The 16,963-nt window shown below is 33.2% G+C and carries 17 protein-coding genes and 1 tRNA gene; 17 read left to right on the top strand and 1 reads right to left on the bottom strand.

Annotation, left to right across the window (positions count from 1 at the left end):
- Nucleotides 1-151 precede the first annotated feature (151 nt).
- Nucleotides 152-712 carry a porin family protein gene (locus OIU83_RS01650; RefSeq protein ID WP_264204539.1) on the bottom strand — a complete coding sequence of 187 codons (561 nt, stop codon included), beginning with the start codon at nt 710-712 and terminating at the stop codon, nt 152-154.
- A 310-nt stretch (nt 713-1,022) separates the two neighbouring features.
- On the opposite strand from OIU83_RS01650, the gene OIU83_RS01645 reads away from it, so the two are divergent.
- The 17 genes from OIU83_RS01645 to OIU83_RS01565 all read left to right on the top strand — a co-directional run bounded on the left by OIU83_RS01645 (nt 1,023) and on the right by OIU83_RS01565 (nt 16,853).
- Nucleotides 1,023-1,427: a GNAT family N-acetyltransferase gene (locus OIU83_RS01645; protein WP_264204538.1), complete on the top strand. Its 405-nt coding sequence runs from the start codon at nt 1,023-1,025 to the stop codon at nt 1,425-1,427.
- A gap of 182 nt (nt 1,428-1,609) precedes the next feature.
- Nucleotides 1,610-3,184: a glycoside hydrolase family 10 protein gene (locus OIU83_RS01640; RefSeq protein WP_264204537.1), complete on the top strand. Its 1,575-nt coding sequence runs from the start codon at nt 1,610-1,612 to the stop codon at nt 3,182-3,184.
- Entirely contained in the window at nt 3,168-4,703 is a 1,536-nt protein-coding gene (locus OIU83_RS01635) for an MFS transporter (RefSeq protein ID WP_264204536.1), read from the top strand. The genes OIU83_RS01640 and OIU83_RS01635 overlap by 17 nt, the downstream gene beginning before the upstream one ends.
- Nucleotides 4,704-4,726: 23 nt before the next feature.
- Nucleotides 4,727-5,068, top strand: a complete 342-nt coding sequence (locus tag OIU83_RS01630) for a hypothetical protein (protein ID WP_264204535.1) — start codon at nt 4,727-4,729, stop codon at nt 5,066-5,068.
- A gap of 144 nt (nt 5,069-5,212) precedes the next feature.
- Complete coding sequence (locus OIU83_RS01625; protein WP_264204534.1) at nt 5,213-5,668, top strand: GNAT family N-acetyltransferase; 456 nt, start codon at nt 5,213-5,215, stop codon at nt 5,666-5,668.
- Nucleotides 5,665-7,275: a glycoside hydrolase family 3 protein gene (locus tag OIU83_RS01620; protein WP_264204533.1), complete on the top strand. Its 1,611-nt coding sequence runs from the start codon at nt 5,665-5,667 to the stop codon at nt 7,273-7,275. The genes OIU83_RS01625 and OIU83_RS01620 overlap by 4 nt, the downstream gene beginning before the upstream one ends.
- Nucleotides 7,276-7,410: 135 nt before the next feature.
- Nucleotides 7,411-8,049, top strand: coding sequence for a peroxiredoxin (locus tag OIU83_RS01615; RefSeq protein WP_264204532.1), 639 nt, complete (start codon nt 7,411-7,413; stop codon nt 8,047-8,049).
- A gap of 220 nt (nt 8,050-8,269) precedes the next feature.
- On the top strand, nt 8,270-8,578 hold the full coding sequence (locus tag OIU83_RS01610) for a thioredoxin family protein (RefSeq protein ID WP_264204531.1): 309 nt from the start codon (nt 8,270-8,272) through the stop codon (nt 8,576-8,578).
- A gap of 104 nt (nt 8,579-8,682) precedes the next feature.
- Entirely contained in the window at nt 8,683-8,940 is a 258-nt protein-coding gene (locus OIU83_RS01605; RefSeq protein ID WP_035621165.1) for a DUF6952 family protein, read from the top strand.
- Nucleotides 8,941-9,564: 624 nt separating this feature from the next.
- Nucleotides 9,565-10,062, top strand: a complete 498-nt coding sequence (tpx, locus tag OIU83_RS01600) for a thiol peroxidase (protein ID WP_264204530.1) — start codon at nt 9,565-9,567, stop codon at nt 10,060-10,062.
- A gap of 9 nt (nt 10,063-10,071) precedes the next feature.
- Nucleotides 10,072-10,452, top strand: coding sequence for a diacylglycerol kinase (locus OIU83_RS01595; protein WP_264204529.1), 381 nt, complete (start codon nt 10,072-10,074; stop codon nt 10,450-10,452).
- Nucleotides 10,453-10,474: 22 nt separating this feature from the next.
- On the top strand, nt 10,475-12,922 hold the full coding sequence (locus OIU83_RS01590) for a DNA translocase FtsK (protein WP_264204528.1): 2,448 nt from the start codon (nt 10,475-10,477) through the stop codon (nt 12,920-12,922).
- A 3-nt stretch (nt 12,923-12,925) separates the two neighbouring features.
- On the top strand, nt 12,926-13,615 hold the full coding sequence (locus OIU83_RS01585) for a LolA family protein (RefSeq protein ID WP_264204527.1): 690 nt from the start codon (nt 12,926-12,928) through the stop codon (nt 13,613-13,615).
- A gap of 7 nt (nt 13,616-13,622) precedes the next feature.
- Nucleotides 13,623-15,074, top strand: a complete 1,452-nt coding sequence (locus OIU83_RS01580) for an LptF/LptG family permease (RefSeq protein ID WP_264204526.1) — start codon at nt 13,623-13,625, stop codon at nt 15,072-15,074.
- 2 nt (nt 15,075-15,076) lie between these two features.
- Nucleotides 15,077-16,210, top strand: coding sequence for a 3,4-dihydroxy-2-butanone-4-phosphate synthase (ribB, locus tag OIU83_RS01575; protein ID WP_264204525.1), 1,134 nt, complete (start codon nt 15,077-15,079; stop codon nt 16,208-16,210).
- A 5-nt stretch (nt 16,211-16,215) separates the two neighbouring features.
- Nucleotides 16,216-16,605, top strand: coding sequence for an acyl-CoA thioesterase (locus OIU83_RS01570; protein WP_264204524.1), 390 nt, complete (start codon nt 16,216-16,218; stop codon nt 16,603-16,605).
- A gap of 160 nt (nt 16,606-16,765) precedes the next feature.
- Nucleotides 16,766-16,853, top strand: a tRNA-Ser gene (locus tag OIU83_RS01565).
- Nucleotides 16,854-16,963 lie beyond the last annotated feature (110 nt).

Below are 16,963 nucleotides of genomic sequence, written 5' to 3'. Positions count from 1 at the left end.
TATTTTGCTTTATAAAAATACAAAAGAAAATAATTTGGAAATTACGGGTAACAGTAATTTTCAAATTATTTTAAGGGAGATTGTGTAAAAATAAAACGGGAATCTAATTCCTTAAAATTAGATTCCCGTTTTATATGTAATGCCGTTTTCTTTAGAATTTAAATCCTAAGCTAATATTCGAAACTGTGGTTTTTGCTTTTAGCGGAGATGCATCAATATCTGTAACACCTGCTAAGTATCTATAATCCAGTGTTAATTTCCAGAAATCTACACCAACACCTCCCAAGAAGCTATTATTGTTTTTTACAATATCTATGTAGTTTAAATTATTGTTTACATCTACACTTGAATAATTTTTCCAGTTATAACCTCCAAAGATTCTAACATTTCCTAGTTTTCCTAGGGGAATAACCTTGAAACCTACTATTAAGGTAGCTTCGGTTCCTGATAATTTATAATCTGTTTCGGCAACTCCAGTTTCAGAAACTGTGAATTTAGATTGAGCATATCCAAATTCCGCTTGTCCGTAAAGCATCAATAAGTTTACTCTTGCAAATCCACCAGCACCAATCGAAGTACCAGATCTGTCTGAACTATAATCACTTGTTATAATCGAAGTTATATTAGAAGAAACTATAGGACCGAATTGTATCAATTGAGCAAAAGAATTGGCACTGATACATAATAGCGTGATTAAAAAAAACTTTTTCATACTTGTTAATTGTTAGAGTAATTGTTATTTAGACTTTAAAATTAATTATTATTAACCGAAATCGAAAGATATATCTTATTTATTTTTAGATAATTATTTAGTTGTTATTTTATATTTTGCTGATATAGTGAGTGATATGATTTTGCTGGACATTGTTTGTGTCTAAATTGATGTTATTTATATGTCAAATTAATATAAGTAAATTCTGTTAATTTGTTTTATAGGTATAAGTAAGAACTGATTTTTTTGGATAAAAGAAAGAAATAATTAATCCTTAAATTTGGAATCTTATTACATCAAAAATAGAGTTATGATAATCAAAGAAATTCCCGCTTCGCAAACATGGGAGATCCGTCATAGAGTAATGTGGCCAGACAAACCTCTTGAATTTGTACAACTGGAAGAGGATGATTTAGGGATTCATTTTGGGTTGTTTGCAGGTGCCGAACTTGTTGCTATAATTTCTTGTTTTGAGGATCATGAAGAAATGCAATTTAGAAAATTGGCAACATTAACAGAGGAACAAGGACGTGGTTATGCGACATTACTTTTGGAACATATTTTACTGCGAGCCAGAAATAATGGAATTAAACGAGTTTGGTGTAATGCGAGAGTAAATAAAAAAGAATTTTATGAAAAAATCGGATTAATTGATACTCATATTACTTTTTTTAAATCGGAACAAGAGTATACGATAATGGAAATTCGGTTTTAAATAGGGTTGAGGTTATAATAAAAATAATTATATCGGGTTCATATATAGTCTTTTAATTAGAGATAAATAGTATTAGAATTTGCTAAAGCTTAAATTTCTGTGAGTTATAAATTTTATTAATAATTTATCCTGTAAACTTCACTAAAAAAACTATTTTTGATTTCTGTATAAATAAGATTGAAATGCATAAAAACCAGCACATAATACTATTTTTTTTATTTTTTTTATTTTTAGGAGGGAGTGGAAATGCTCAGAGAAAAGGTCTGTTTCCTAAAAATGAATTTAGAGGGGTTTGGATTGCAACTGTTGTTAATATCGACTGGCCTAAAAGCGGTATTGATAGCACCGAAAAACAAAAAGCTGATTATCTTGAAATTTTAGATACCTATAAAAAACTAAATTTTAATGCTGTAATTGTACAGATTAGGAGTGTTGGGGATGCTTTTTATCCATCTAAGCTGGCACCTTGGTCTCGCTATTTGACAGGGAAAGAAGGTCAGGCTCCAAAGCCATACTATGATGTTCTGGCTTGGATGATTGAACAAGCACATGCAAGAGGGTTTGAGTTTCATGCCTGGATGAATCCATACAGAGCAACATTCGATTTAAAAAAAGATAGTTTGAGCCCGGATAATGATGTAAATAAACATCCGGAATGGATGATTGAATATGGGGGAAGAATATATTATGATCCAGCTTTGCCCGAAGTACAGGAACATTTAACTGCAATTGTCGAAGAAGTTGTTGAGAATTATGATATCGATGCAATTCATTTTGATGATTATTTTTATCCTTATGCAGTTCCTGGGAAACAATTTAACGACAGCGCTTCCTATAAAAAATACGGTAGTGGACTTAGCCTTGCAGATTGGCGTCGTGCGAATGTGAATATTTTTGTTCAAACTATTTCCAATACAATAAAAACCTGTAAACCTTGGGTGCAATTCGGGATTAGCCCTTTTGGTGTTTGGCGTAATAAATCGAAAGATTCCAGAGGATCGGATACACAATCGACATCTAATTATGATGATTTATTTGCAGATCCTATTTTATGGATGGACGAGAAATGGATTGATTATATTATACCTCAATTGTATTGGAGTATGAATAATACGAGAGCTAATTATTCGAAACTAGTAAAATGGTGGTCTGAAAACTCTAATAATGCCGCTATTTATATAGGGCATAGTACATATAAAATTAGAGCCGATAGTGATAAAAGCTGGAACTTAGCTACCGAAATTCCAAATCAAGTCGATCATGCCCGAAGTTTTACGAACGTAACCGGAAGTGCTTATTTTAGTGCCAAATGGTTTATGAATAAAAATCAGGATGTAGTACGTCTTTTGGGCGAAAATCAATATAAATATCCTGCGCTTCCGCTGGCGGTTCCAAACTTAAAAAAGGCCATAGTTGATGTTCCAGTTGTAAATGAATTTTCGAAAGACAGTTTAAACTACTCGTTTAATGTGAAATATCCGGTGAACACTAAAGTGCGTTATATCGTTGCTTATGGTGCCGAAAGTCAAGCTAAACTAGATATAAACGATCCTTCTCAAATTATAGATAAGTTGACAGTTCATGAAATTGATGGTGCTATTTATTTTGTTTTCTCAAAAGCACAAATGAGTAAGTATAAGGCTTGTGCCATCACTTTTATAGATTATTATGCAAATGAAAGTGCTCAGACCATTATAGATTTAAAAAAAGGATTTAAAGTAAATGTACCCGAAATAACAGATGAAAACAGAAAATAAACCTTGGTTGTGGATTCCATTATTAAACTTCGCATCTGGGTTACCTTATGCAGTAATTATCTCGGTTTCGGTACTTATGTACAAAAATCTAGGTATTACTAATGAAGATATTGGTGTTTATACCAGTTTATTGTATTTACCTTGGGTTGTAAAACCGTTATGGAGCCCATTTATTGATTTAAATGGAACCAAAAGGAAATGGTTTTTATCGATGCAATTACTTATTTCAATTGCTTTCCTAGTTGTTGGATTCACGATTCCGCTCAATGGTTTTTTTATGATGACCCTAGCTATATTTTGGGTTGCGGCATTTGCTTCGGCATCCAATGATATTGCCAGTGATGGGTTTTATTTATTGGTTTTACCAAAAGAACAGCAGTCATTTTTTCTGGGAATCCGAAGCACATTTTACAGACTTTCAATGTTGGCGGGTAATGGAGTAATCGTGCTTTTGGCAGGTTATCTGGAGCATAAATACGGCGATAATCGCAAAGCATGGTCGTATACTATGATTTTTGTTGGTTTATTAATGACGTTTATTACAACTTATAATTATTTTTCGACACCAAAAACAGAAATTAATGCTGGAGGAACAGCTAAAGAAATAGAGGATAAAAGTTTTGCTTCGGTATTTGCAAGTTTCTTTAAGAAAAAACAGATTGTCTTAATTCTTGCATTCATTTTATTATTCCGATTAGGGGAATCTCAATTAATAAAAATGCTAACTCCATTTTTAATAGACCCGATTAAATACGAATTAGTCGAATCGAGTTCGGATGCTACTGAATCTAAAGCATTAGAGATTTACAATCAAAAGGTTAAGAGCGGTGAGAAATTATCTGATTCTGAATTAAAATTATTGTATTCTAAATTACCAATAGTTGCTGAAACCAGAAAATTAAAAAAGCCATTAGCGGAGGTAGAAAATAAGGATAATAAGGAATATCTAAATCTTAACAAATCTAGAATAAATTTTGTTAATCAATTAATTGTAAATAAAGGAAATCAGATAACAATTGAAAAAGGAGGAATGGGATTGGATACCGAAGATATCGGTTTGATCTACGGAACCTTCGGATTAATTGCACTTACAGTTGGTGGAATTTTAGGAGGAATTGCTATTTCCAGACATGGTCTTACTCGATGGATGCTTCCTATGATCTTAACTATGCATTTGCCAATTATTGGATTTATTTTATTATCTCATTTTCATCCTTCCTCTATTTATTATATTTATGCTGTTGTAATTGTAGAGCAATTTGGCTACGGTTTTGGCTTTGCAGCTTTTATGATGTATTTAATTTATGTTGCCGAAGGAGAGTCAAAAACATCACATTATGCTATTGCAACTGGATTTATGGCTTTAGGAATGATGCTGCCAGGAATGGTAAGTGGATATATTCAGGAATATTTAGGATATGCAAATTTCTTTGTTTGGGTATTCTTAGCTACAGTTCCCGGAATTATTTTATCTCGATTTTTAATTTTTCCACAAGATTTTGGTAAGAAAACAGAATAAGATTTAACTACAATATAACGCCCATGGAAATCAATGAAAACACCCAGGTTGAACGAAACCTGAAAGCAATTGAATTTGAAAAAGAAGGAGAGATTGAGAAAGCAATTGCGTTATACGAAGAAAATGTTACCGAAGGTTTTATAGGCAATCATTCTTATGATCGATTGGCTACCATTTACAAAAATCAGAATGATATCGATAATGAAATTCGGATATTAGAAAAAGCAATTCTAATTTACGAAAAAATCACGCTCGAAGATCGAATCGAAGGAATGCCAAAACTCTTTCGATTTAAAAACAGACTCGAAAAAGCCTTACATACTAAAAGTTTACTCGCAAAACAGAAGAAGCGTAAACTGTCGTAGAATTAAAAATTTGAGTTTTATACTGCTTGGCTACGCCTTATATTTACTTACATTACTTATATGGTTTAAAATAATATAATTATATGTTTTAGTACTATCTCAAGCAGAAAACTTAATCAATAACCTGTTAGAAATTTTACCATTATGATTACAATAAAAAGAACAACATCAGACAATATCGATTTTACAAAATTGGTTTATTTATTAGATCAGGATTTAAAAATAAGAGATGGAGAGGATCACGATTTTTATAATCAGTTTAATAAAACCGATAAAATAAAACATGTAGTTGTGTATTATGAAGATGGAGTAGCTACAGGTTGTGGTGCTTTTAGGAGATATGATGATCAAACTGTCGAAATCAAGAGAATGTTTGTTCATCATGATTACCGAAAAAAAGGAATTGCATACAGAATTCTAGCCGAATTAGAACTTTGGGCTTCGGAAATAGAATACAAACAAACCATATTAGAAACTGGCATAAACCAACCAGAAGCTATATCGCTATACAAAAAAGCCGAATATTCAATAATACCCAATTATCCTCCGTATGACGTTATGGATAATAGTGTATGCATGAAAAAAACAATTAACCAATGAGCAAAATACCACAAACATTGCAACAAAAAGTAGGACAGTTTTTCTTTCCTGCAGTTTTTATAAATAATACCGAAGAAAACATTCAGGAAACCGAACGATTAATTCGAGAATATAATATTGGCGGACTTACATTTTTTCATAGTCGTGCCAGTGCCGCAACAAATTACGAAGGCAATAAAAAAATCGTTTTTAACGATGATAGCTATAAACAGTTAAAAGAAAGAATAGAACGTTTCCAAAAATGCGCTCCAACACCACTTTTAATAAGTATCGATGCCGAATGGGGATTGGCAATGCGTGTCGAAAAAACACCACAATATCCTTATGCAATAACCCTTGGAGCTTTGCCCGAAAGTAAATCAGATTTGGTTTACGAAGTAGGAAAACAAATAGGACAAGACCTTAAATCGGTAGGGATACAGTATAATTTATCACCCCTGGCAGATATAAATAACAATCCCGATAATCCAGTTATTGGGTATCGATCGTTTGGAGAGAACAAAGAAAAAGTTTCGCATTTTGCATTAGAATATCTAAGAGGAATGTCGGATGTTGGAGTTTTAGGATGCTTAAAACATTTCCCCGGACACGGAAACACCAATGTAGACTCTCATTTAGGATTACCAGTTCTTAAAGAAACATTAGACGAATTACTAGAAAACGAATTATATCCATTTATAAAAGGAATCGAGCATAACGTAGATTCTATTATGATAGGGCATCTTGCCGTTCCGGCTTTAAACTCAGGAAAAGATACCTCGGCAACATTATCAAAACCTATTATCCAAACCCTGTTACGAGAACAATTAGGATATGATGGTTTAGTGATTTCAGATGCGTTAAATATGCACAGCGTATCTAAATTATATGATGTAAAAGGACAACTAGAGTGGGAGGCATTTAATGCAGGAAACGATGTGTTGTGTTTTGCAGAGAATGTACCCGAAGGAATTCAGGCGATTCTAGAAAACGCATCGCCAGAACGCATCGAAGAAAGCTTTAACAGAATCTGGAAATGCAAAGAAAAAGCAGGAATCCTAAATCAGGCAATAGCAGGTTCAGGAATTCTGGATTTTGAGAAAACAGCTTTATTAAACGAAAAAATAGCGCAAAACAGTATCACAAAAATTATAGATAATTCTAATACCGAAACTGTTTTTAAAGCGCATAAAAATAATACACTTGCCAAATTAAGCTTGTACAAAGGTGTCGATAATGATTTCTTCAATACATTAAACACAGAATTAGTGAGCCCAGAATTTGCAATCGAAGCAGGAAATACTACAATTTCTTCAGTCGAAAAAGATTTAGAGTCATACGATACAATACTTATTTCATTGTTTGTACCAAAAGCAAAACCACTAAACAACTTCGACATCGAAGAACAGGTTTTAGCACTTTTAGGAAAATTATTGAAAACTAAAAAATGTATACTCTACGTTTTCGGAAATCCATATGTTTTACCAATAATCCCGAATGCAAAACAAGCCTTAGGACTTATCGAAGTATATCAGGATTTTATTGAGTTTCAAAAAAATGCAGGAATTCAATTTTTAGGAAATTCAGATTGCAAAGGAGAATTACCAGTAAATATTGAACTTCAGTAAATTAGAGGAGTATGTTTTTTCGGTATAGTTAAAACTTATTAATAGATAAATATTTATAATCGCATCCTATTGTTCCAGGGGGGGGTTATATACTATTTTTGCATCAAATAAATAATTAATTTAAAAACGAAAGATATGTCTTTAGTAGGAAAAAAATTCCCAAGTATTGCAATTGATGCCATCTCAGAAATGGGAGATAATTTAAAAATCAATGTTTTTGAAGAAGCAGTAAACAATAACAAAAAAGTACTTTTGTTTTGGTACCCAAAAGATTTTACTTTTGTATGTCCAACAGAATTACACGCTTTTCAAGCTGCATTACCAGAATTTGAAAAAAGAAATACAATCGTAATTGGGGCTTCATGTGATACAAACGAAGTACACTTTGCTTGGTTAAACACTCCAAAAAACAATGGTGGAATCGAAGGCGTAACTTACCCAATCTTGGCTGATACAAACCGTAACTTGTCTAACATTTTAGGAATTTTAGATATCGATTCTACAGAATACAGCGAAGAAACAGATTCAGTTATCATCGAAGGTTCAAACGTAACTTACAGAGCTACTTACCTAATTGATGAAACAGGAAAAATTTTCCATGAAAGTGTTAACGATATGCCATTAGGTCGTAACGTAAACGAATACTTACGTATGGTAGATGCTTACACACATATCCAAGAAAAAGGAGAAGTTTGTCCTGCAAACTGGGAAGCTGGAAAAGAAGCAATGAGCGCAGATAGATTAAGTACAGCTGAGTATTTAAGCGCAAACTAATTTTTATAAAGGTACAAAGGTTCATAGGTACAGAGTGACAAAGGTTTTTTGTTGCTATCTACAAAGTTTTAAACTTTAATCCTGTGAACCTTTGTTACTTTAAAATTTCTCTAAAAATACGGCAAAGATTAAGCAACAAAAATTGTTGCACTATTTTACAAAGTTCCAAAACTTTGTCCCTTTGAACCTTTGCCACTTTGAACCTTAAAAACAAAAAAACATGTTAATCGAATTAAATGAAGATACTTTAGCAGATTTAGTTGCTAAAAATGAGAAAGTTGTCGTGCAATATTCGGCTTCTTGGTGTGGAAATTGCCGCATAATGAAACCAAAATTCAAAAAATTAGCTACAGAAAATGAAGCATTAACTTTTGTATTGGTAGATGCCGAAAATTCACCAGAATCAAGAAAATTAGCTAATGTGAGTAACTTACCAACATTTGCAACATTCGTAAATGGTAAATTGGTAAACGAAACACAAACCAACAAACAAGAAGTTTTAATCGAGTTAGTAAACGAGATTGTTTAAATAGATTACTAGACTAGCTTAGATTTTCAGACTGCTTAGATGCAGTCTGAAATTTAAAGAAAGTCTAAAAATCTAAATTGTCTAAATATCTAAGAAGTCTAAATATGAAATTACCAGTAATAAAACAATTAACGCAGTTTATAGAAGAAAACGATCAGGATTATATCATCGAAACTATTGAGGTTTTGGAGGCAATGACCGAAATTCCGTCTTTAAAAGATGAAGAATTAGATGTAATCGGCGAATTAATTTCTAATATGTACGGAGCATTAGAAGTGCATAAAATGGTAGTTCAGGGAACTGATAAAAAAGAAGCATTAAATACGTTTATGAAACGTGTTTTAGGATCAATCGATAAATAATTATTAGGCTTAAAAGGTTTAAAAAAATAATTATTATTAAAAACGCATTCTTAACGGGGTGCGTTTTTTTATTGGCTATAATCAAGTTTTGGGCGAGCCACCATTAAGAAAAGGGGCAAATCAAGCATGTCTATATGCGCCCCTTTCCTTAATGCTGTCGGGCTGTTTGCGCTACTTCGGTAGCCAGCGACCATCCCTCTCGCGGTAGAAAGAGAATAGAAGAAAGAGAATAGAAGAAAGAGAATAGAAGAAAGAGAATAGAAGAAAGAGAGTAAAAGCTATATATGGAATAGAGTAATATATTATTAAATAAAATTAGTAATGATATCGTAACTGTAGAGGCGCACAGGTAGAGACGCACCGCAGTGCGTCTCCGTAATCTTAATCCATAAAGTTTTTTTTACTTTTACAAAGGGCTAGACAGTCAAAGTCATTGCGAGGAACGAAGCAACCATGCTAATAAAAGTAAACTTTGCAGAACATTGAAACGGATAGATTAAATGAGATTGCTTCGTTCCTCGCAAAGACGAACCTGCACTAGTAAACAATCCCTAAACCGATAACAAATTCTTTTAGATTCAAATTTTAATCCTTACTTTTGAACCTCATAAAAAAACAAACATCATGGCATCAATAACATTAGGAGGAAATCCGATTCATACTTCAGGAGAATTACCAAAAGTTGGTTCACAACTAGCTGATTTTAAATTAGTACAAAACGACCTTTCGGTTGCTTCATTGAGCAATTTTGCAGGTAAAAAATTAGTTTTAAATATATTCCCAAGTATCGATACAGGAACTTGCGCGACTTCAGTTAGAAAGTTTAACGAGAATGCAAGTAATCTTGAGAACACTACAGTTTTATGTATCTCTAGAGATTTACCATTTGCTCAAAAACGTTTTTGTGGTGCCGAAGGATTAGAGAATGTAGTTAATTTGTCAGATTTTCAAGCAGGAGCTTTTGGTAAAGCAAATGGATTAGAAATCGTTGACGGACCTTTAGCAGGTTTACACTCAAGAGCAATTATTGTTGTTGATGAAAACGGTAAAGTTACCCATACTGAGCAAGTTGCAGAAATTGCAAACGAGCCTAATTATGAAGCTGCACTAGCTGCACTATAAATCCAAGAAATGGAGTTTCAAAAAGATAATACTTTTGTAAAAGGAAGATTAAAAAGCGTTAGTTATGCTTATAAAGGTGCTGTAAAATTAATAAGCACTGAGCATAGTGTAATGGTACAATTTTCGTTAGGAATAATAATGACTATTGCAGGTTTTTATTTTCATATTACAAGTACCGAATGGCTTTTTCAGATATTGGCTATTGGTTTGGTATTAAGCGTGGAAGGATTAAATACTGCTGTAGAAAAAGTAGCCGATTTTATTCATCCTAATTATCATGAAAGAATAGGTTTTATCAAAGATATTGCTGCGGGCGCAGTATTTTTTGCTGCAATGACCGCAATAGCAATCGGATTAACAATATATATACCATATATACAAAATATTTAAGCGGTTAGTACCCAAAATTAGAATGGCAAAAACAACAAAAAAAGAAACTGTAGACAATAAAAATAAACCTAAATCCGGGGCGATTCCGTCCTGGAATTTGACCAAGCAGCAAAAAATGGTCTTGGGGTGCCTTTTGGTGTTATTTTCAATTGCATTATTGGTTGCTTTTATTTCCTTTTATATTTACGGACAAACCGATCAGAGTGTATTAGGTGCGTTCAGTGATAGAAGTGAACCTGTAGAAAATTGGCTCGGAAAATTCGGAGCCTATTTGGCGGATTTATTAGTCTATCGTGGATTTGGTCTAGCGTCTTTTATATTTGTTCGTTTATTTTTCTTAACAGGAATGTTTTTATTTCTGGAGCTTTCGCTAAAAAAACTCAAGAATATCTGGTTTTGGGATCTGTTTGTTATTATTGTAATATCGGTATTGTTTGGTTTTTTTGCCACTTCGGCACCAGAATTAGGTGGGACGATAGGGTATGAGCTTAATTTGTTTTTACAAGATTATATTGGAAAAACAGGAACGCTGCTAATGTTGCTTTTTGGGTTGGTTATCTATTTGATTTTTAAAATTAAAATATCACCCGAAAAAATTCAGTCCTTTTTTGATAATACCAAAAGAGAGATTCGTTCCGATTTGAATGCTATGACTTCTTCAAATACGGAGAAGAGTGCGTATAATTTAGAGGAGTTTGCAATTAATGATGACGATCAGTTAGATGATATTCATTTAAAAACAGCAGATACTCAATTTGAGATTAATAAAGAAGCCTTAAAGCCTACTATTACTCATTCATCCGAGATTAATTTGGATCCGGTTTTAAAGCCTATAAAAATGGATATTGCTCCTGCATCTCAGGAAGTGGCTCCACATACAGAGTCTTTTGTGATAGAGCAAGCACCGGAAGAAGATATAATCGAAGAAAATTTGGCATCGCGTTTAGTTGCCGATTTTGGTTTGTTTGATCCTACTTTGGATTTATCCAATTATAAGTTTCCAACAATCGATTTATTAAAAGAATATTCTACTGGTGGAATTACAATCAATCAGGAAGAATTAGAAGAAAATAAAAATAAAATTGTAGATACACTTCGTAACTACAAAATCGAAATCGCACAAATTAAAGCTACGGTTGGTCCATCGGTAACATTGTACGAGATCGTACCGGAAGCTGGAATTCGTATTTCGAAAATTAAAAGTCTTGAAGACGATATTGCCTTGTCATTATCGGCATTAGGGATTCGTATTATTGCACCAATTCCAGGAAAAGGAACTATTGGTATTGAGGTTCCGAATAAGAATCCAACAATGGTTTCGATGAAAAGTGTAATTGGTTCGGCGAAATTCCAAGAAGCCGAAATGGAATTGCCAATTGCTTTGGGTAAAACAATTTCCAATGAAACATTTGTTGTCGATTTAGCCAAGATGCCTCACTTATTGATGGCGGGAGCTACAGGACAAGGAAAATCTGTAGGATTAAATGCGGTTTTAACTTCGTTATTATACAAGAAACATCCGGCCGAAGTGAAATTTGTTTTGGTGGATCCTAAAAAAGTAGAGCTAACATTATTCAATAAAATCGAAAGGCATTATCTGGCTAAGCTTCCAGATACCGAAGATGCAATTATCACTGATAATGCTAAAGTTGTAGATACATTGAATTCACTTTGTGTTGAAATGGATAACCGTTATTCTTTATTAAAAGATGCGATGGTTCGAAATATCAAAGAATACAATGATAAATTTAAAGCCAGAAAATTAAATCCGGAAGCTGGACATCGATTTTTGCCATATATTATATTGGTTGTTGATGAGTTTGCCGATTTAATTATGACTGCAGGAAAAGAAGTTGAAGTTCCTATTGCTCGTTTGGCTCAGTTGGCGCGTGCGATTGGAATACATTTAATTATTGCAACACAAAGACCGTCGGTAAACGTAATTACAGGTTTGATAAAAGCGAATTTCCCTGCGAGAATTGCTTTTAGAGTTACCTCAAAAATCGATTCAAGAACTATTTTGGATACGCAAGGAGCGGACCAATTGATAGGACGTGGAGATTTATTATATACCAACGGTAATGATGTGGTTCGTGTGCAATGTGCATTCATTGATACGCCAGAGGTGGAAAAAATTACTGATTTTATCGGTTCACAAAAAGCTTATGCAACAGCTTATTTACTTCCGGAGGTAGTTGGGGAAGAAAGTGGCATTAATCTTGATATGGATATTTCCGAAAGAGATACTTTATTTAGAGAAGCTGCCGAGATAATTGTGAATGCACAACAAGGTTCTGCTTCATTATTACAAAGAAAATTAAAACTTGGTTATAACCGTGCAGGTCGATTGATAGATCAATTGGAAGCTGCGGGAATTGTAGGTCCTTTTGAAGGAAGTAAAGCCAGAAGTGTAAATATTTTAGATTTAAGTTCTCTTGATCAATTTTTTAATAATGAACAAAATAATTAAATCATGAAATCAACGATTCTAAACTTCAAAAGAAACAATGTAAACATCCTGACTAAAAGGGTTTTTCAAATTGTTTTTTTATTTCTTATTACTTTCTCTGCTCAGGCTCAAGATAAAAAAGCAAAAGAATTACTGGATCAAGTTACTGCAAAGGTAAAAAGTTATGATAATATCGTAATTGATTTTAAATATACCCTGAATAATGCCAAAGAAAATATTAATCAGGATAGTAAAGGAAATGTAACCATAAAAGGGAATCAGTTTGTATTGAACTTTATGGGTGTTACAAAAATATTCGACGGACAAAAAACATATACAATTGTTCCGGAAGATGAAGAAATTACGATTTCGAAAGTCAATGAAAAAGATGATAATGCTATCACGCCTTCAAAAATGTTGACTTTCTTTAATTCGGGTTATAAATATGCAATGGACATTGTTCAGAACGTTAAAGGGAGAAAAATCCAGTACATTAAATTAAATCCTACAAGCGCAAAAGATCAACGTAAAGAGATTCTTTTAGGGATTGATGTACAAACGAAACATATTTATAATTTAATCGAAATGGGTAAGAACGGTACAAAAACTACTTTAACCGTTAATTCTTTTAAAACCAATCAGCCTTTATCAAAAAATCAGTTTACATTTGCACAAAGTAAATATCCAAATTACTATATCAATAAACTAGACTAATTACGGGTTGAAAATTTTAGACAAATACTTATTAAAAACTTTCCTGGTTACATTTACAACGGTATTTGTAATCCTCTTTTTTATATTCATTCTTCAAACTGTTTGGCTGTTTATAGCCGAGTTGGCAGGCAAGGATTTGGATTTAATTCTGGTTGTTAAATTCCTGTTGTTTTCGATGCCTCGAATTATCCCGTTAGTATTACCGTTATCGGTTTTACTGGCTTCGATAATGACGTTCGGGAATCTTGCCGAGAACTATGAATTTGCCGCAATGAAAGCATCAGGTATTTCGTTACAGCGCGCCATGAGAATTTTGGTTGTGTTTATTTGTTTTTTAAGTGTAATAGCTTTCTTTTTTGCAAATAACGTAATCCCATATGCTGAATATAAATTCATTAATTTTAGAAAAAGCATCGCTCAGGCAAAACCTGCAATGGCTATTGCTGAAGGGCAGTTTAGTGATGTTGGTTTTTATAATATTAAGGTAGATAAAAAGTCGGGGAAAAACGGAAACAGACTTACTGGAGTAACTATCCATGAAAAATCGAATAATAGCGGGGAAAACAGAGTAGTTATTAAGTCCAAGACTGGTGAATTAATAAGTAATGAAAAGTCCAGCATTCTTCAGTTGGTACTTAATGATGGATATTACTACGAAGACGTTATTCCAAAAAAATACGAAGATAGAAGCAAAATGCCTTTTATAAAAGGAGCATTCAAAAAACAGATTATAAATATTGATTTGTCCGAGTTGAATAAAGTCGATAATAATCAGGAGGTTGGTAGTACTAATGGAATGCTTAATGTTAATGAGTTGAGGTATACTCTGGATTCATTGAGTAAAAATCTAAATAACGAAATTCTATCTTTTTCTGAAAATATTAATCAGAAGGTTGGAATTGCGAAAGGATTACCAGTGGCAAAAGTGGATAAAAAGAAAAAGCCTTTGCCAAATGATCTTTTATCACTTTATACAAATGATAAGAAAGCAGAGATATTAAAAATGGCAACCAGTAATATCACAAGTACAATATATTCTATTGATGCTACAAAAAATGAATTAAAGGAGAAACAACGTAATATCAATCTTCATTTTACTGCGCTGTACGAGAAATTCGTAATTGCATTTGCTTGTTTTTTAATGTTTTTTATTGGTGCGCCACTTGGAGCAATTATCCGAAAAGGAGGACTTGGGTTACCGATAGTTTTTGCAGTTTTGATATTTATTACTTTTCACTTTATAAATACTTTCGGGAAAAGAATTTCACAAGAAGACGGAATGACTCCTTTTATGGGAGCCTGGATGTCTACCTTTATACTTACACCATTGGCTGTTTTGTTGACTTATCGCGCAACAAACGATATTGGTTTGATTAATATGGATGTTGTTTTGGCTCCATTTCAAAAAATATTTCAAAAATTCTCTGAGAGATTTGTTTCCTCTCAAAACAAAAAATAATTATGTCAACAGATAAAATACAATTAAACACCATCGAAGAAGCTATAGAGGCGATTCGTCAAGGTGAGGTTATTATTGTGGTGGATGATGAAGATCGTGAAAATGAAGGTGATTTTCTTGCTGCAGCAGAAAAAGTAACTCCCGAAATGATTAATTTCATGGCAACACATGGACGCGGATTAATTTGCGCACCATTAACCGAAAGCCGTTGTAAGGAATTAGATTTGAGACCAATGGTTACTAATAATACCGATCATATGGAAACTGCTTTTACGGTTTCGGTAGATTTAAAAGGGAATGGAGTAACTACAGGGATTTCTGCATCCGACAGATCTCAAACTGTTTTGGCTTTGACAGATTCTAATACGAAACCACATGAATTAGCAAGACCGGGGCATATTTTTCCTCTGGTTGCTAAGCAAGGTGGAGTATTAAGAAGAACTGGACATACAGAGGCGGCCATTGATTTTGCTAGATTAGCAGGGTTTAAGCCAGCTGGTGTAATTTGTGAGATTTTAAATGAAGACGGAACGATGTCTCGTTTGCCTCAACTTATAGAAGTTGCAAAGAAATTCAATTTGAAATTAGTTTCTATTGAGGATTTGGTTGCGTATAGAATGCAGCACGATAGCTTGATTGTAAAAAAAGAAGATTTTGACATAGAGACTCGTTTCGGAACTTTCCGTTTGAGAGCTTACGAGCAAACAACAAATAAACAAATCCATATTGCATTAACGAAAGGAACTTGGAGTTTAGGAGAATCAATTCTTACGAGAATCAATTCTTCGCAGGTAAATAATGATTTGTTAGGAACTTTGACCAATAACGCAGAGCAACAGCTAGACGATATGTTTAAGGTTATTAATGAAAACGGAAAAGGAGCAGTATTGTTTATTAATCAGGATATGCAAGCTGTAAACTTATTAAACCGTATTGCTGAGCTCAAAACACTGCAATCTCAAGGAGTGATGAAAGCACCAAAAGTGATTATTGACAGTAAAGATTATGGTATAGGAGCACAGATTTTGCACGATATTGATATTTCTAAAATTAGATTGGTATCGAATACAGAACAAACCAAACGTGTCGGAATGATAGGTTATGGTCTTGAAATAACTGAATATGTAAGCTATTAAGAGATATGGGAACATTAGAAGAAAGAATTATAAAATCTGAGACACATATATTCAAAGCTGTTTTTCCGAGTACGACGAATCATTACGATACTTTATTTGGTGGAACAGCATTACAACTCATGGATGAAGTTTCTTTTATCTGTGCGACTAGATTTAGTCGTAAGAAAGTGGTAACGATCTCGACTGGGCAAATTGATTTTAAAAAAGCAATTCCGGCTGGTACATTAATTGAATTAGTTGCCAAAGTGATTACTGTTGGAAGAACAAGTTGTAAAATTCATGTTGATATTTTTATGGAACAAATGTATTCGGAGTTACGTGAGAGTGTTGTTTCAGGCACATTTTCGTTTGTTGCGGTTGATGAAAACAAAAAACCAGTCCCGATTATTGACTAATTTGCGATTTAACGCAAAATTATTTTAAAAAGTAAATACTGATTATTAAGTACTTAAAAATTAATTTAAAATAATCGTCAAAAAAGCTTCAAAAAAGTTTTGATAACCGAAAAAGCGTCTTATATTTGCACTCGCAATCAGGTAATGAAAGCGACATACTGGAGAAATGGCAGAGCGGTCGAATGCGGCAGTCTTGAAAACTGTTGACTGTAACAGGTCCGGGGGTTCGAATCCCTCTTTCTCCGCCACATAGAGTTTCATAAGAAACTTTAAAAGTCAAAAGCCTTTAAATACTAGTATTTAAAGGCTTTTTTGTTTTTTGTACTTTGTCAAAAAACACATACTTTATCAAAGAACA

The organism is Flavobacterium shii, from assembly GCF_025847235.1.
GTDB classification, from domain to species: Bacteria; Bacteroidota; Bacteroidia; order Flavobacteriales; family Flavobacteriaceae; genus Flavobacterium; species Flavobacterium shii.
This window is presented reverse-complemented; position numbering and strand designations above follow the sequence as displayed.

Coding starts and splice junctions, on each gene's coding strand:
- OIU83_RS01650 (WP_264204539.1), bottom strand. CDS start 712: ATGAAAAAGTTTTTTTTAATCACGCTATTATGTATCAGTGCCAATTCT.
- OIU83_RS01645 (WP_264204538.1), top strand. CDS start 1,023: ATGATAATCAAAGAAATTCCCGCTTCGCAAACATGGGAGATCCGTCAT.
- OIU83_RS01640 (WP_264204537.1), top strand. CDS start 1,610: ATGCATAAAAACCAGCACATAATACTATTTTTTTTATTTTTTTTATTT.
- OIU83_RS01635 (WP_264204536.1), top strand. CDS start 3,168: ATGAAAACAGAAAATAAACCTTGGTTGTGGATTCCATTATTAAACTTC.
- OIU83_RS01630 (WP_264204535.1), top strand. CDS start 4,727: ATGGAAATCAATGAAAACACCCAGGTTGAACGAAACCTGAAAGCAATT.
- OIU83_RS01625 (WP_264204534.1), top strand. CDS start 5,213: ATGATTACAATAAAAAGAACAACATCAGACAATATCGATTTTACAAAA.
- OIU83_RS01620 (WP_264204533.1), top strand. CDS start 5,665: ATGAGCAAAATACCACAAACATTGCAACAAAAAGTAGGACAGTTTTTC.
- OIU83_RS01615 (WP_264204532.1), top strand. CDS start 7,411: ATGTCTTTAGTAGGAAAAAAATTCCCAAGTATTGCAATTGATGCCATC.
- OIU83_RS01610 (WP_264204531.1), top strand. CDS start 8,270: ATGTTAATCGAATTAAATGAAGATACTTTAGCAGATTTAGTTGCTAAA.
- OIU83_RS01605 (WP_035621165.1), top strand. CDS start 8,683: ATGAAATTACCAGTAATAAAACAATTAACGCAGTTTATAGAAGAAAAC.
- tpx (WP_264204530.1), top strand. CDS start 9,565: ATGGCATCAATAACATTAGGAGGAAATCCGATTCATACTTCAGGAGAA.
- OIU83_RS01595 (WP_264204529.1), top strand. CDS start 10,072: ATGGAGTTTCAAAAAGATAATACTTTTGTAAAAGGAAGATTAAAAAGC.
- OIU83_RS01590 (WP_264204528.1), top strand. CDS start 10,475: ATGGCAAAAACAACAAAAAAAGAAACTGTAGACAATAAAAATAAACCT.
- OIU83_RS01585 (WP_264204527.1), top strand. CDS start 12,926: ATGAAATCAACGATTCTAAACTTCAAAAGAAACAATGTAAACATCCTG.
- ribB (WP_264204525.1), top strand. CDS start 15,077: ATGTCAACAGATAAAATACAATTAAACACCATCGAAGAAGCTATAGAG.
- OIU83_RS01570 (WP_264204524.1), top strand. CDS start 16,216: ATGGGAACATTAGAAGAAAGAATTATAAAATCTGAGACACATATATTC.